The sequence below is a fragment of the Pseudarthrobacter sp. WHRI 8279 genome, assembly GCF_040224115.2.
In the GTDB taxonomy this organism is placed as follows: domain Bacteria; phylum Actinomycetota; class Actinomycetes; order Actinomycetales; family Micrococcaceae; genus Arthrobacter.
This window is the reverse complement of the sequence record NZ_CP168162.1, coordinates 117,819-131,475: the sequence shown is the minus strand read 5'-3', so window position 1 is coordinate 131,475 and position 13,657 is coordinate 117,819. Positions and strand designations below refer to the sequence as shown.

The 13,657-nt window shown below is 67.1% G+C and carries 12 protein-coding genes; 6 read left to right on the top strand and 6 right to left on the bottom strand.

What is annotated here, in order from left to right; all coding sequences use genetic code 11:
- Positions 1-150: 150 nt before the first annotated feature.
- A complete protein-coding gene (locus ABRP28_RS00605; protein ID WP_350003883.1) occupies positions 151-477 on the bottom strand; it encodes a hypothetical protein in 327 nt (108 codons plus the stop codon).
- A 58-nt stretch (positions 478-535) separates the two neighbouring features.
- Positions 536-1,459, bottom strand: a complete 924-nt coding sequence (locus ABRP28_RS00600; RefSeq protein ID WP_231455538.1) for an AraC family transcriptional regulator — start codon at positions 1,457-1,459, stop codon at positions 536-538.
- A gap of 276 nt (positions 1,460-1,735) precedes the next feature.
- On the opposite strand from ABRP28_RS00600, the gene ABRP28_RS00595 reads away from it, so the two are divergent.
- From ABRP28_RS00595 to ABRP28_RS00575, 5 genes are read left to right on the top strand one after another with little or no spacing between them, the layout of a single operon-like run.
- Positions 1,736-3,088 (top strand): sugar ABC transporter substrate-binding protein, encoded by a 1,353-nt coding sequence (locus ABRP28_RS00595; RefSeq protein WP_350003884.1) that lies wholly within the window; start codon positions 1,736-1,738, stop codon positions 3,086-3,088.
- A 20-nt stretch (positions 3,089-3,108) separates the two neighbouring features.
- A complete protein-coding gene (locus ABRP28_RS00590; RefSeq protein WP_350003885.1) occupies positions 3,109-4,077 on the top strand; it encodes a sugar ABC transporter permease in 969 nt (322 codons plus the stop codon).
- Entirely contained in the window at positions 4,074-5,009 is a 936-nt protein-coding gene (locus tag ABRP28_RS00585; RefSeq protein WP_350003886.1) for a carbohydrate ABC transporter permease, read from the top strand. The genes ABRP28_RS00590 and ABRP28_RS00585 overlap by 4 nt, the downstream gene beginning before the upstream one ends.
- 58 nt (positions 5,010-5,067) lie before the next feature.
- Positions 5,068-6,129 carry an NAD(P)-dependent alcohol dehydrogenase gene (locus tag ABRP28_RS00580; RefSeq protein WP_350003887.1) on the top strand — a complete coding sequence of 354 codons (1,062 nt, stop codon included), beginning with the start codon at positions 5,068-5,070 and terminating at the stop codon, positions 6,127-6,129.
- 2 nt (positions 6,130-6,131) lie between these two features.
- A complete protein-coding gene (locus ABRP28_RS00575; protein ID WP_350003888.1) occupies positions 6,132-7,079 on the top strand; it encodes a carbohydrate kinase in 948 nt (315 codons plus the stop codon).
- On the opposite strand, the gene ABRP28_RS00570 is transcribed toward ABRP28_RS00575, so the two are convergent.
- Genes ABRP28_RS00570 through ABRP28_RS00555 form a run of 4 tightly spaced genes read right to left on the bottom strand, consistent with a single transcriptional unit; the run spans position 7,076 to position 10,964 of the window.
- Positions 7,076-8,101 carry a LacI family DNA-binding transcriptional regulator gene (locus ABRP28_RS00570; RefSeq protein WP_350003889.1) on the bottom strand — a complete coding sequence of 342 codons (1,026 nt, stop codon included), beginning with the start codon at positions 8,099-8,101 and terminating at the stop codon, positions 7,076-7,078. The genes ABRP28_RS00575 and ABRP28_RS00570 overlap by 4 nt on opposite strands.
- A 30-nt stretch (positions 8,102-8,131) precedes the next feature.
- Positions 8,132-8,863 (bottom strand): cupin domain-containing protein, encoded by a 732-nt coding sequence (locus ABRP28_RS00565; RefSeq protein ID WP_350003890.1) that lies wholly within the window; start codon positions 8,861-8,863, stop codon positions 8,132-8,134.
- Between the two features lie 2 nt (positions 8,864-8,865).
- Positions 8,866-9,816 carry a PmoA family protein gene (locus ABRP28_RS00560; protein WP_350003891.1) on the bottom strand — a complete coding sequence of 317 codons (951 nt, stop codon included), beginning with the start codon at positions 9,814-9,816 and terminating at the stop codon, positions 8,866-8,868.
- 29 nt (positions 9,817-9,845) lie between these two features.
- The gene (locus ABRP28_RS00555; RefSeq protein WP_350003892.1) at positions 9,846-10,964 is read right to left on the bottom strand and encodes a Gfo/Idh/MocA family oxidoreductase; all 1,119 of its coding nucleotides are present in this window, start codon (positions 10,962-10,964) and stop codon (positions 9,846-9,848) included.
- A 215-nt stretch (positions 10,965-11,179) separates the two neighbouring features.
- Between ABRP28_RS00555 and ABRP28_RS00550 the strand changes: the two genes are divergently transcribed.
- The gene (locus ABRP28_RS00550) at positions 11,180-13,546 is read left to right on the top strand and encodes a glycoside hydrolase family 3 N-terminal domain-containing protein (RefSeq protein WP_350003893.1); all 2,367 of its coding nucleotides are present in this window, start codon (positions 11,180-11,182) and stop codon (positions 13,544-13,546) included.
- Positions 13,547-13,657 lie beyond the last annotated feature (111 nt).

Genomic DNA, 13,657 nt, shown 5'->3' with positions numbered 1-13,657 from the left:
CGTACGACGGCGGGACGGCCGGTTCCAGCGCCACGGCAGTTCCCTTGCGCTGCAGTCTGGCGCAGTAACGCCCGGCGTCAGCGCGCAGGGGCGGTCCCCGCGCACCGACCCAGGGCCTCGGTGCGCAGCCCGGTGCGCCGGGTTTTCCCGCTACGCTTTCGCGGCCCGGATCGCCTTACGCACCGCCGCCCCGACGACCGAAATGACTGGCACCAGGCAAAACAGTGCCACCACGGTATTGGGCCGGAAGGACACCTGCCCGCCGACGTTCCGGTACACACCAAGCGGCAGCACCATTCCGCCTCCCCCGCCGCCGGAGGCACCGTCCGGCCCGGCTTCGCCGCCTCCGCCAAACCCGAAAGACACCAGCGCCACTGGAATGACCTCTTCCCCTCCGACCTGGACCGGGGCACCGTACGCCTTAGAGACGCCAATGTTCTTGAATGCTTCAATCAGGGACGCGAATGTATCAGCCATGGCCCCACCCTATGGGGGCTGGGTCACGGGCAACAGACCTGCTGCCGGGCCGCCGCCGTCAGCTTTGAACGCGCTGGCGGTAGTTCCGCGGCGTTTCCCCGGCATCGTTCAGGAAGTGCCGGTTGAAGTTGGACAGGTTGGAGAAGCCCACTTCGTAGCAGATGTCCGAAATTGCCTTGTCCGTCCGCTCCAGCAGGCGCCGGGCGTGGGCCAGGCGGAGCTTGCGCACAAGATCGCTGAAATTCTGGCCGGTGGCGCGTTTGAAGTACTTGGAAAAGGTGGGTTCGGGCATACCCACCAGTGCCGCTGCCTCGGCCATCTTGACGGTGCCGGCGTGGTTGCTGAAAACGTACTCCAGGACAAGATCGACGACGGCGGCAGCCTGGCCGTCCAGCTGCGGGCGGAACCACTCCTCCGCCAGGTAGCGCCGGTCTTCCTGCGGCGCCCGGACCAGAACCCCGAACAGCTCAAAGAGGTGCTGGAGCCGGGCCAGGCCGGAGGTTTCCCCCATCGCCTCGATGGCCGCCGCCGCCTCCTCCGCTGAACGGCCCAGGAATTCGATCCCCCGCTGGGACTGCTCCAGCAGCGGCCTCACCTCGGCGAGTTCGGGAACCAAGGCCGCCGCCTGCTCAACCCACTTACCGTCGAACTGGATCACGGCGTCCCGGTTCTCGAGCACCTCGCCGGGCTCGAGGTCGCTGACCCAGTCGTGCGGCAGGCCGGAACCCACCAGAGCGACATGGCCGGCCTCGAACGTGCCGATATGGTCTCCGACGATGAACTTTCCCGTGCCCTTGCGGATCAAGTGGATCTCGTACTCGGGATGGTAGTTCCACCGTGCCACCGGGCTGGGGTAGCTGTGCTGGTGCCACCGGACTGAATGGTTGGGGTCCGGCGGGATGACCTCCCGGTTCGCCCGCATCCCCAGCAGGCGTTCGGCCAGCCTTGCCGTGGCTCCGTCAGCAGTATCCGCGGCGGTCATCGTGGTGCTCCGTAGGTGTGTGGGTTTATGAAGTATGGACAGGCGTGGGCGGTCCCGGTCCCAGAGTAGCGCCTGATCCGCCGTGCTGTCCGGAAAATAAGTATCAGAAATTGGCAAGCAGGACGCTAGTTGTGGCCTGCGCCCCAGGCCTAACCTTGAACTACATCAGCGAGGAACACCGGGATCTCCGGTGGATGGCCCTCGCCCAGGTCCAGTACCCCGACGTGGCAGTCGGGTGCGGTGACTGTGCACCCCTGAAGAACAAAGGAGTCCTTAATGCGCCCAAAAATGCGTGCTGCGACCCTGGCCGCCGGCGCTTTGTGTGTCGCGCTGAGCGCCTCGGCCTGTGCAGGTGCCGGCGGTGGCAATTCCGCCGGAGACCCGAACAGCATCAGTGTCCTGATGGTCAACAACCCGCAGATGGAGGATCTGCAGCGGCTTACCGCGGAGAACTTCACCAAGGAAACCGGGATCAGGGTCAACTACACGATCCTGCCGGAGAATGACGTGCGGGCCAAGATCAGCCAGGAATTCTCCAGCCAGGCCGGCCAGTACGACGTCGCCTCCCTGTCCAACTATGAGATTCCCTTCTATTCCGCGAACGGCTGGCTTGCTCCGCTGGATGATGTTGCTGCGGATCCCGGGTTTGACCAGGAAGACATCCTGCCGGCCTATACGGCGTCGCTCACCGGTGAAGACGGCAAGCTCTACGGCGAACCGTTCTACGGTGAGTCTTCGTTCCTGATGTACCGCAAGGACATCCTGGACGCCGAGGGCCTGACCATGCCGGCAAAGCCCACCTGGGACGAGGTGGCGGACATCGCCGCGAAGGTGGACGGCGCGGAACCGGGCATGAAGGGCATCTGCCTGCGCGGCCAGCCGGGCTGGGGCCAGGTCTTCGCACCCCTGACCACCGTGGTGAACACCTTCGGCGGGACCTGGTTCGACAAGGACTGGAATGCCCAGGTCAACTCCCCGGAATTCACCGAAGCTGTGGAGTTTTACACCAAGCTGGTCCGCGAGCATGGTGAAGCAGGAGCCGCGCAGGCCGGGTTCACCGAATGTCTTAACAACATGAGCCAGAGCAACGTGGCTATGTGGTACGACGCAACCTCCGCCGCAGGCGCCCTGGAAGCTGAGGACTCCCCGGTCAAGGGCAAGATCGGCTACGCCCAGGCACCGGTGAAGGAAACCGCATCTTCCGGCTGGTTGTGGACCTGGTCCTGGGCCATGCAGGCTGCGTCCAGGAAGCAGGACGCTGCCGAGAAGTTCATTGCCTGGGCAAGTTCCAAGGACTACGAGGAGCTCGTGGCGTCCGAGCTCGGCTGGGCAAAGGTTCCGTCCGGCAAGCGTATTTCCACCTACGAGAACGCCGAGTTCCAGAAGGCAGCGCCGTTCTTCGAAGCCGAGCGCTTCGCCATCGAGAACGCCGACCCCAAAAACCCCGGCGCGCAGGAACGCCCCGCCGTCGGGATCCAGTTCGTCGGTATCCCCGAATTCGCAGCCCTCGGCACCAACGTGTCCCAGGGTGTCAGTTCCGCCATCGCCGGCCAAGGCAGCGTGGCTGACGCGCTGGCCAAGGGCCAGGAAGCCGCCCAAAAGGTCGGCAACAAGTACAAGCAGCCCTAACCGAAACGCAGGAGAACATCATGACTACCGCAACGGCGCGCATCTCCCGCCCGGGACACAATGCAGCCACCCCATCACGAGAAGCGAAGTCGCGCGAACGAGCCCTGGCATGGGCGCGGCGGGCACCACTGATGCCGGCCTTGGTCTTCCTGATCCTGGTCACGCAACTTCCGTTCGTGGCGACCCTGATCATCTCGTTCATGAACTGGAACAGCCTCAGCCCGGACAAAACAGCCTTCGCAGGCCTGGAAAACTACGCCACGGTCCTGACCGACCCTGACCTGCGCCAGGCGATCTTCACCACCATCCTCCTCACCGTCTCCGTGGTGCTGATCAGCCTGCTCATCGGCCTGGGACTGGCCCTGCTGCTGGACAAGAAGTTCATCGGCCGCGGCCTGGCACGGACCCTGCTGATCGCCCCGTTCCTGGTGGTTCCCGTGGCAGCGGCCCTGATCTGGAAGCACGCCCTGCTCAACCCCACCTACGGGCTGATCAACGGCGTCCTCACCTGGGTCTGGTCACTCTTCGGCAGCGCCGCGGCGCCGCAACTGGACCTGCTTTCCCAGGCACCCATGATGGCCGTGATCCTCTCCCTGGTGTGGCAATGGACACCGTTCATGATGCTCATCCTGCTCGCCGGGCTGCAGTCACGCCCCATGGACACCGTGGAGGCTGCCCAGATGGACGGCGCCACACCCTGGGGGATCTTCCGGCACCTGACCCTGCCGCACCTGCGCCAGTACCTGGAGCTCGGCGGACTCCTGGGCGCGATCTACATCGTGCAGAACTTCGACGCCGTCTTCACCCTCACCGCCGGCGGACTGGGCACAGCCAACCTGCCCTACGCGATCTACCAGACGTTCTACTTCGCCAACGAATACGGCCTGGCGTCCGCCGCCGGTGTTGTGGTGGTCATCGGCACCATCATCGTGGCCACGTTCGCCCTCCGCACCGTCTTTTCACTCTTCAAGAAGGAGGCAGCACGATGAGCACCCTCACCCCCGCTGCACCACAAAGCTCAGGCCCTGCCCGTTCCACATCGCCCACCGCACTGAACACCGGCCGCGCGCCACGCCGCCGCGGCAAGGCACGGATGGACCCCACCCGCAACAACACCGCCGCCGGCATCGCAGCCTGGCTGCTCGCGCTGCTCTTCGCAGTCCCGGTCCTGTGGATGATCCTCACCTCGTTCCACTCCGAAACGGACGCCGCAACCAACCCGCCGTCCATCGCCGCGAACCTCACCCTGGATGCCTACCGGGAATTCTTCGGCGAAACATCCGGCGTCAGCCCCTGGCCGTCACTGATCAACTCCGCCACCGCCTCTGTCCTGTCCACTGTCCTGGTGCTGCTCCTGGCATTCCCGGCCGCGTACGCGCTCTCCATCCGGCCGGTGAAGAAGTGGACAGACGTGATGTTCTTTTTCCTCTCCACCAAGATGATGCCCGTGGTGGCAGCGATCCTGCCGCTGTACCTTTTCGCCCGGACGGTCGGGGCCTTGGACAACATCTGGTTTCTGATCCTGATGTACACCTCCATGAACCTGCCCATCGCCGTCTGGATGATGCGCTCCTTCCTCGCCGAGGTGCCCGAAGAAATGCTCGAGGCGGCACAGATCGACGGCGCCAACCTGCTGCTCATCCTCCGCAAAATCATCGCCCCGGTAGCCATGCCCGGCATCGCCGCCACCGCCCTGATCTGCTTCATCTTCAGCTGGAACGAACTGCTCCTGGCCCGCGTCCTCACCGGCGTAGTTGCCGGCACAGCACCGGTGTTCCTCACCGGCTTCGTCTCCGGCCAGGGTCTCTTCCTCGCCCAGGTCTGCGCCGCCGCCGTCGTGATCTCCCTCCCTGTGCTGTTCGCGGGCTTCGCCGCCCAGGACAAACTCGTCCAGGGCCTCTCCCTCGGCGCCGTGAAATAGCAAGCAGTGAAATAGCCCGCGCCAACACTCCATCAAACTCTGTTCAAGGATTACTGCGATGACAACACCCACCACCCAGACCGTGCGCGCCCAGCAGCAGGAACTGCCCGCCACCATGCGCGCGAACATCCTCAAAAGCCAGGGCGACATGGCCATGGAAACCCTGCCCCTCCCGCAGCTCGACCCTGACCAGGTCCTGGTGCAGGTCGCCGCCGTGGGCGTCTGCGGCAGCGACGTGCACTACTACGAACACGGCAGGATCGGCCCCTACATCGTGGACCACCCGCTGGTCCTGGGCCACGAACTTTCCGGCCGGATCGCCGCCGTCGGCAGCGCCGTCGACCCCGCGCGCGTCGGCCGGCGGGTCGCCGTCGAACCCCAGCGCCCCTGCCGCACATGCAAACAGTGCAAGGCCGGCAGGTATAACCTCTGCCCGGACATCGAGTTCTACGCCACCCCGCCGATCGACGGCGCGTTCGCCGAATACGTGAGCATCCAGAGCGACTTCGCCTACGACATCCCGGACAGCGTCAGTGACGAGGCGGCAGCCCTGATCGAGCCGCTCTCCGTGGGGCTTTGGGCCTGCGAGCGCGCGGAGATCAAGCCAGGCAGCCGGGTCCTGATCGCGGGCGCCGGGCCCATCGGCATCATCGCCGCCCAGGCCGCCCGGGCCTTCGGCGCCACGGAGATCTACATCAGCGACATCGCCGAGGACCGGCTGGCCTTCGCCCTGGAACACGGCGCCACGCACGCGCTCAACGCCAGGACGGACAGCGTGGAAGGGCTCGACGTCGATGCGTTCATTGACGCGTCCGGCGCACCGCAGGCGGTCCGTTCCGGGATCAAGGCGGTGGCCCCGGCCGGCCGCGTGATCCTGGTGGGGCTCGGCGCAGACGACGTCGAACTGCCGGTCTCGTACATCCAGAACCGGGAGATCTGGCTCTCCGGTGTGTTCCGCTATACCAACACCTGGCCGTTGGCCATCCAGCTGATCGCTGATGGGAAAGTGGACCTGGACATCCTGGTCACGGGCCGGTTCGCCCTCGCCGAGTCCGAAGAGGCACTCAAGGCAGGCAAGCAGCCCGGCCAGCTCAAGGCCGTCGTCTACCCGGGCCGCTGACCATGATCACCGTCATCGGCGAATCCCTGGTCGACATCATCAGCGATCCACGCGAGGTGGGTCGCACGCAGGGACATCCCGGCGGCAGTCCCCTCAATGTCGCCATAGGTGTTGCCCGTCTCGGTCTGGCAACCACGCTCGTGACGCACTACGCCGACGATCCCCACGGCCTGCTGATCGCTGACCATCTGGGCGGCAACAACGTGGAGGCGATTGTGGGAGGTTCCCTGCCGACGTCGTCCGCGGCGGCGTCCCTGGACGGGAACGGCGCCGCGGAATACACGTTCTCCATTGGCTGGGACATCAGCGGCGCCTCCATCCCGGCCCTGGCGGCGGTGGAAAGCTCACTCCATGTCCATACCGGATCCATCGCCGCCGTCCTGGCTCCGGGCAACCAGACGGTTCGCCGGCTGGTGGATGCTGCCCGGCCCCATGCCACCGTCAGCTTCGATCCCAACTGCCGGCCGGCCATCAGCGGCGACGCCGACGCCGCCCGGCAGGACATTGAAGGCTTCGTGTCCGTGAGCGACATCGTCAAAGCCAGCGACGAGGACCTGCGCTGGCTGTATCCGGACAGGACCCCGGATGAGTCGCTGGCCGCCTGGCTGGACCTGGGACCGGCACTGGTTGCACTGACGCGCGGCGCGGACGGGCCCGTGATCCTGACCCGGCAAGGGCGTGTTGAGATGCCGGCGGAACCCGTTACCGTGGCAGACACCGTGGGTGCCGGCGATTCCTTCATGGCGGCACTGGTCTCCGGCCTGGGGCAGCTGGGCGCGCTGGGCGGCGACGGCAGGACACGCCTGCACCGCCTCTCCCCCGGGGAACTGCAGGCCCTGGCCGCCTACGCGAACAGGGCGGCCGCCATCACGTGTTCCCGGCCGGGCGCCAACCCGCCCACAACAGCCGAGCTCGGCTCCCTGGCCGGCATGCCCGCCGGGACCGGCTAGCCCTTGCGCGGAGGAGCCGTGGAGCCGCGCACCACCAGCTCGGTCCCCAGCTCGATCCGCTGGGGCAGCTCCTCGTCCCCGTCCAGGTGGCGGAGCAGGGCGCGCATGGCTGTCTCGGCCATCTGCACCACGGGCTGGCGGACCGTGGTCAGCCCCGGCTCCACCCATTCGGCCGCGGGGATGTCGTCAAAACCCACAATGGCCAGGTCTTCGGGGATGCTCAGTCCGGCGGCGCGCGCCGCCCGGTAGGCACCCAGGGCCTGGTCGTCGTTGCCCGTGAAGATCGCGGTGGGCCTGTCCTCCAGCTGCAGCAGCTTGCGGGTGGCGGCCTCCCCGGACTCGATGGAGAAGTCGCCGGGAACCATCAGGGCAGGATCCACCGCAATCCCCGCCCGGCGCAGGGCAGAGCTGTAGCCATCCTCGCGCGCGCTGCTGCACTGCAGGTCCTCACGGCCGCCGATCATGCCGATCCGCTTGTGCCCCAGCTGCAGCAGGTGCTGCGTGGCCGAGTATCCGCCGTCCCAGTTGGCCGCGCCCACCGTCATCAGGTCCGGGCCGGGCTGGCCCACGGGATCGATCAGCACCACCGGGATGCCCAGCGATTTGATCCGCTGGATCTGTTTGGCGTCCAGCTGGTAGACCGCCATCAGCAGGCCGTCCGATTTCCGCTCCGCAACGTTCGCCAGCCAGGGCCGGATGCGCGAGCCGTCCAGGCTGAGGCTGCTCACCACCGTGCCGTAGCCGGCAAGCTGTGCCACGCGCTCAACGCCCTCGATGATTTCCAGTGCCCATTCCGAGCCCATTCCCGGGAACACCAGGTCCACCAGCCCGGCCTTCTGGCGCCGCTTGGCCGGGCGGCGGGCGTAGTCCCGCCGAGCAATGATCTCCTCCACCCGCGCCCGGGTCTCCGCCGCCACATGGGCGTGCCCGTTCAGCACCTTCGAAACAGTCGGAACGGAGACCCCGGCCTCGCGCGCAATCTCACTGATCGTGGCACGTCCCGTTTCCTGCTTGCTCACCAAGCCGTCCTTTCATCCGGGACAGCGCCCGGGTCAGCTATCGGAAAGTTCCCACGTCTGGATCCGGCCGCACATGCCGTAAAACCTGCGGTTCTTCCGTTGCCCCATGGTAGTCCGCGCCTTGCCCAGGTAGAAACTTTCCGCCGCGTCCAGAGAAGCCAGTTGCTGCCGCGTAGTCTCCGCCTGCTCCGCTGCGCCGCCGGCCAGGACGTCGGCCCACGCTGCGGTCCTGGGAGCCACCAGCCGGGCGGCCGCGGCATGGAAGTCCGCCAGTGCCGTGGACCCGGACTCAATCACCGCAGCCTTCAGCGCAAGGTAGCCTTCCAGCGCCAGGTCACGACGACGGCGGGCCGCTTCCTCCCCCTCGGCCAGGCCGGCGTCGGCATCCTTAATCTCCAGGGCCGCGGCCCTGCCGTACGCTGCGGCGTCCGCGAGGTGCTCCGGCGGGAACGTCATGACGGCGTCCCCGTTTTCCGGCAGCCCGGCATTCTGCATCACCACCAGGACCTTGAGGGTGCCGGAATCGTTGATGGCACGGTGCACCGTTCCGGGGGTGAACCACAGCACCACTCCCGGCTCCAGCGGCGATGAGGTGAAGCCGTCAGAGTTCAGCGTCTCCAGCCGGCCCGCCCCTTCCAGCACCACGTACGCCTCGGTGGAGGCGGTGTGCATGTGCGGTGACCCGCCGGCGCAGCCGTCCGCGCCCGGCCAGTCATAGATGGTGACCTCGGAAAGCCCGGTGGCACCGGGGAAAGTGGATCCCACGGCTATGCCCAGCTTTCCAGTGCCTGCTGCGCCGCTCCGGCCAGTGCGGCGGCGCGCGTCCCGTCCACCGCGCCGTCGGCAATCACCACGGCGTAGCGGAAGGTCAGCGGTGAGCCTTCCTCCAGCGGCACCTCCTGGCTGAAGAAAGGCGCCGAGCCCAGGCACGCGAACATCGAGGACCTGGCGAACCACTGGGTGGGAGCGCCGGGGTTGGCACCGTCCTCCGTGAAGAGGATGCTGGAGGACCGGCACGTGTCGTCATGCTTCCCGGTGAAGGCGATCCATGGTGAACGGGTTCCCATGAACTCGTCACCGCCGGCCCCCTCCGGGCTGCGGAACTCCCCTCCGGTGAAGGACCGCGGGCCGCGCCAGAACAGTCCGCCGTAGCCGGCATTGTCCCGGCCCTCGGTGGTGGGGCTTCCGATGGTGATGGTTTCCCCGGAAATGTTGCTCATTTCGGATTCGAACAGGATGGCATACGCGCCCTCCGTACCTTCGGCGTCCAGGAGCTGGATGCTGAAACGGCGGTTCTCCGCGATGACAGGTTCCCCCTCCTGGGACGTCCAGGTCAGGGATTCCGACGCCGTGATCCCGGCTTCGGTTTCCTCCACCGAAGCGAATGCCTGGTGGGTCATGGCGCCGTTGTTCTCCAGGTTGGCGTACTCGGTGGCGCGCGTGTAGGTGGCGCCGCCCCAGAAGTTGTGCTTTCCCACGTTGGGCAAGGCCCAGGACAGGCCCTTATGCCAGACGTGGTCCCACGGACGCGAAATGGTGACCTCGTCGCCGTCCAGGGTTGTCAGCGGGTGGAAGAACGGCCGGGGGCTTTCGTACTGGGCGTCGGTGGGCCTGTAGGTGTAGGTGGCTATGGTCCGGCCGTTGGCGGTGAAGCTGAGGGCGGCGCCGTCGTCCAGGACGCTCAGCCTGCGGGTTGTGGTGGCTGCGGGGGTGGTCATTGAAAAGTCTCCTTGAATGTTGCGGGTGGTCAGGCGCGGGCGGCGCGGAGGGCGGTGGCATCCAGCACTTCGGCCCCCAGTCCCTCGCCGTCCATGCCGGCGTAGAAGGGGTGGCCGGGGACGATGTCGCCGCGCCGGACCGGGGTGCCGGTGAAAGCCGAGGCGTAGATGGCGGCCGCGAGTTCCAGTGTCTGCCGTGCGGAGTCGGCGCCGGCAGGAAGGGGGCGCCCGTCGTCGAGCGCGTCATACATGGCCAGGAACTGCGCCGAGTGTCCGCTCCCCTGCTCCAGCGGCTGCCCGGTCCACGCCTTGTTGACCTGCTCTTCATGGCCGGGGGCGGCCGTGATGGTCCAGTCGTCGGTGCTGTAGCCGTAGAGGTGGTTCAGTTCCACGGTGGCGAACTCGCAGTCGATACGGATGTCCGAGGTCTCGCGGGGCGACAGCAGCGAGTTGACGATGGTGGCCACCGCGCCGTTCCCGAAGCGGACCAGCGCCGCGGACAGGTCCTCGGTGGACGTCGCGCGGTCCTGCCGGGCGGCGATGGCGGTGACTTCCTCCCACGGGCCCAGCAGGTGGAGGAGAAGATCGAACTGGTGGATGCCGTGGCCCATGGTGGGTCCTCCACCTTCGGCGTTCCAGGTGCCGCGCCAGGGCAGGTCCCAGTAGCTGTCCGGCCTGTACCAGAGCGTGTCACAGCGAGCCACCAGGGGACGGCCGAAGTCTGTGGCCCCGATCAGTTCCCTGGCAGCCGCCGAAGCATCGCCAAAGCGGTGCTGGAAGACGCAGGAGAACTGGGCGCCGCCCTTTGCCTGCGCTTTGTCCAGGCGGTCGAAGTCGGCCAGGCTCAGCGCCGGCGGCTTCTCGGACAAGACGTGGACGCCCGCCTCCAGGCATTCGATGGCCTGGTCGATGTGGAACATCGGCGGGGTGCAGAGATGCACAATGTCCGGTTTGGCGCCGGCCAACAGGTCGGCCAGGGTGAGGTATCTGCCCTCAATGCCGTGCTGGCCGGCGAAGGCGTCCAGCCGGCCCTGGTCCACATCGCATGCGGCCACGAGCTCCGCCCGCCCGCCTGTCCGGGCAAGGTTGTCCGCGTGCACCGCGGCGATCCCGCCGGTTCCCACGATGGCCACTCTGTACGTCTGCATGATCTCTCCGTCGTTGCAGTAAATGTTGTTGGCGTAAACAGTTCGAAACTTTCCAGGACATCGCCGAAGTTTCGAACACAGGATTGAGCTTGGTTCCGCGCCGTCACTCAACCGTATGGAGCATCTTGATCCGCCGTCAAGGATTTGAAGCCTAGAAACTTGTAATAAGTTTCTGATAGTTTCAGAGAAACGTTCACGATCCCTAGGAGAAGCCCGTGACGAGCGGTGCCGCCGAGAAGCAAGCACTAAGCCAGGACAGCGTTCCGGCTGGCGGCAGCAACGCCGTCGAACGCCTCATCCGTGAGATGACGCTGGAAGAGAAGCTGGCACAGCTGGCCGGCGTCTGGGTGAATGCCTCAACAGACGGCGACTCTGTGGCTCCCCTGCAGAACGAGATGGCCGGCGACGGCCGGTCCTGGGATGAAGTGATCTCCAACGGCCTGGGCCAGATCACCCGCATGTACGGCACTGTCCCCGTGGAGCCGCTGGAGGGTGCGCGCCGGCTGGCGGCCGCGCAGGAACAGATCATGGCTGCCTCCCGTTTCGGCATCCCCGCGCAGGTCCACGAGGAATGCCTCGCGGGCCTGGCTGCATGGAAAGCCACTGCGTTCCCGGTGCCCCTGGCCTGGGGCGCCACCTTCAACCCCGCCCTAGTCCGCCGGATGGCCGGGCTGATCGGGGAGCAGATGCGGCAGCTCGGCGTCCACCAGGGCCTGGCCCCTGTGCTGGACGTGGTGCGCGACCTGCGCTGGGGCCGGGTGGAAGAGACCATAGGCGAGGACCCGCACCTGGTGGGCGTCCTGGCCAGCTCCTACGTTGAGGGGCTTGAGGGGGCGGGGATCGTGGCAACCCTCAAGCACTTTGTTGGCTACTCCGCGTCCCGCGCCGGCCGCAACCACGCCCCTGTGTCCATGGGCCCCCGGGAATTGGCTGATGTGATGCTGCCGCCGTTCGAACTGGGCATCAAGCACGGCGGAGCCCGGTCCCTGATGCACGCCTACACGGACACCGACGGCGTGCCGGCGGCCGCCAACCGCGCACTCCTCACATCCCTGCTCCGGGATGAGTGGGGCTTCGCGGGGACGGTGGTGGCCGACTACTTCGGTGTTGCCTTCCTCAACGTCACCCACGGCGTGGCCGCCGATTCGGGCGAAGCCGCTGCCCTTGCCCTCACCGCCGGCGTGGACGTGGAACTGCCCACGGTGAACTGCTACGGCAAGCCCCTGGAGGAACGGATCCGCGGGGGCGCAGTTGCCGAGGAGCTGGTGGACACCGCGCTGCGGCGCGTGCTGACCCAGAAGCAGGAGGCCGGGCTGCTGTCCCCCAATTTCAACCCCGCTCCCCCGGTACTTGCCGCCGGGTCCATCAACCTTGACCCCGCGGTGAACCGCGCCCTGGCACGCGAGATCGCAGCACAGTCGCTGGTGCTGCTGAGCAACAGGACGCACGACGGCGGCCCCGCACTGCCGCTGCCCGGCACCTTGGGCGGTGCACTCGGCGTGGTGGGGCCGCTGGCACAGGACCCCTTCGCCATGCTGGGCTGCTACTCCTTCGACGCGCACGTGGGAGCTTCGCATCCTGACGTACCGATGGGCATCCGGATCCCCACCGTCGCGGACGCTGCCGCGTCCCGCTTCGGCTCCGTCCGCAGCGCCGCCACCGGCACGTGCGAGGCCATCACGGTGGAACAGATCGAGGAGGCGTGCACCATTGCCTCAGAGGTGGACACGTGCGTGATCGCCGTCGGCGACAACGCCGGCCTCTTCGGCCGCGGCACGTCCGGGGAGGGAAACGATGCCGCCGACCTCCGGCTCCCGGGTGACCAGCACCGCATGCTTGACCGGGTGCTGGCTGCTGCCGAAGCTGCGGGGACGCGCACCATCGTGGTGGTGCTCAGCGGCCGGCCGTACGCGCTCGGTGACTTCGTGGACCGCGCCGGGGCCATCATCCAGGGCTTCTTCCCCGGCGAGGAGGGCGGCGAGGCGCTCTGGGACGTGCTGACCGGCGTCGTCAATCCTTCGGGCAAACTGCCGGTGTCCGTTCCGCGGACCCCCGGCGGGCAGCCCGGCACCTACCTCCGCAGCCGGCTGGCCGGCCCGTCCGGTGTCAGCGCCCTGGACCCGTCGCCGCTGTTCAGCTTCGGCCACGGGCTTTCCTACACGCGCTTCGGGTTCTCGGACCACGTGGCCAGCGCCCCTGCGATGTCGACGGCGGAAGCGGTCACCGTGAGCTGCACGGTCACCAACACCGGGGCCGTTGACGGGGCCGAGGTAGTGCAGCTTTACCTGGAGGACCCGGTAGGCGAGGTGGTCCGGCCGGTGCGGGAGCTGATCGGCTTTGCCCGGGTGGAACTGGCGGCCGGGTCCTCGGCATCGGTCGAGTTCACCGTGCACGCGGACCGCACGTCCTTCACCGGTGTGGACCTGAAGCGCGTGGTCACGCCCGGCCTGGTGAAACTGCACGTGGCCACTTCCAGCACTCAGGACGTCCACACCCACGAGGTCATCCTTCACGGCGAGCGCCGCGTGGTGGGTTTCGATCGCGAAATGCTGACGCCGGTGCGGATCACCCGGCAGGGCTGAGCTGGGACCGGACCGCCGAATCGAAACTTCTGCGTAGCCAATCAGTTCCGCCCAGGCTGCTAGGGCGCCACGAGGTTTTTGGGTGGCCTGAAGACCGTGCTGATCCGGAGT

Excerpts from the sequence above, each read along its gene's own strand:
- ABRP28_RS00600 (WP_231455538.1), bottom strand. The coding sequence starts at position 1,459 with ATGACCGCCGCGGATACTGCTGACGGAGCCACGGCAAGGCTGGCCGAA.
- ABRP28_RS00555 (WP_350003892.1), bottom strand. The coding sequence starts at position 10,964 with ATGCAGACGTACAGAGTGGCCATCGTGGGAACCGGCGGGATCGCCGCG.
- ABRP28_RS00595 (WP_350003884.1), top strand. The coding sequence starts at position 1,736 with ATGCGCCCAAAAATGCGTGCTGCGACCCTGGCCGCCGGCGCTTTGTGT.
- ABRP28_RS00605 (WP_350003883.1), bottom strand. The coding sequence starts at position 477 with ATGGCTGATACATTCGCGTCCCTGATTGAAGCATTCAAGAACATTGGC.
- ABRP28_RS00580 (WP_350003887.1), top strand. The coding sequence starts at position 5,068 with ATGACAACACCCACCACCCAGACCGTGCGCGCCCAGCAGCAGGAACTG.
- ABRP28_RS00560 (WP_350003891.1), bottom strand. The coding sequence starts at position 9,816 with ATGACCACCCCCGCAGCCACCACAACCCGCAGGCTGAGCGTCCTGGAC.
- ABRP28_RS00585 (WP_350003886.1), top strand. The coding sequence starts at position 4,074 with ATGAGCACCCTCACCCCCGCTGCACCACAAAGCTCAGGCCCTGCCCGT.
- ABRP28_RS00590 (WP_350003885.1), top strand. The coding sequence starts at position 3,109 with ATGACTACCGCAACGGCGCGCATCTCCCGCCCGGGACACAATGCAGCC.
- ABRP28_RS00575 (WP_350003888.1), top strand. The coding sequence starts at position 6,132 with ATGATCACCGTCATCGGCGAATCCCTGGTCGACATCATCAGCGATCCA.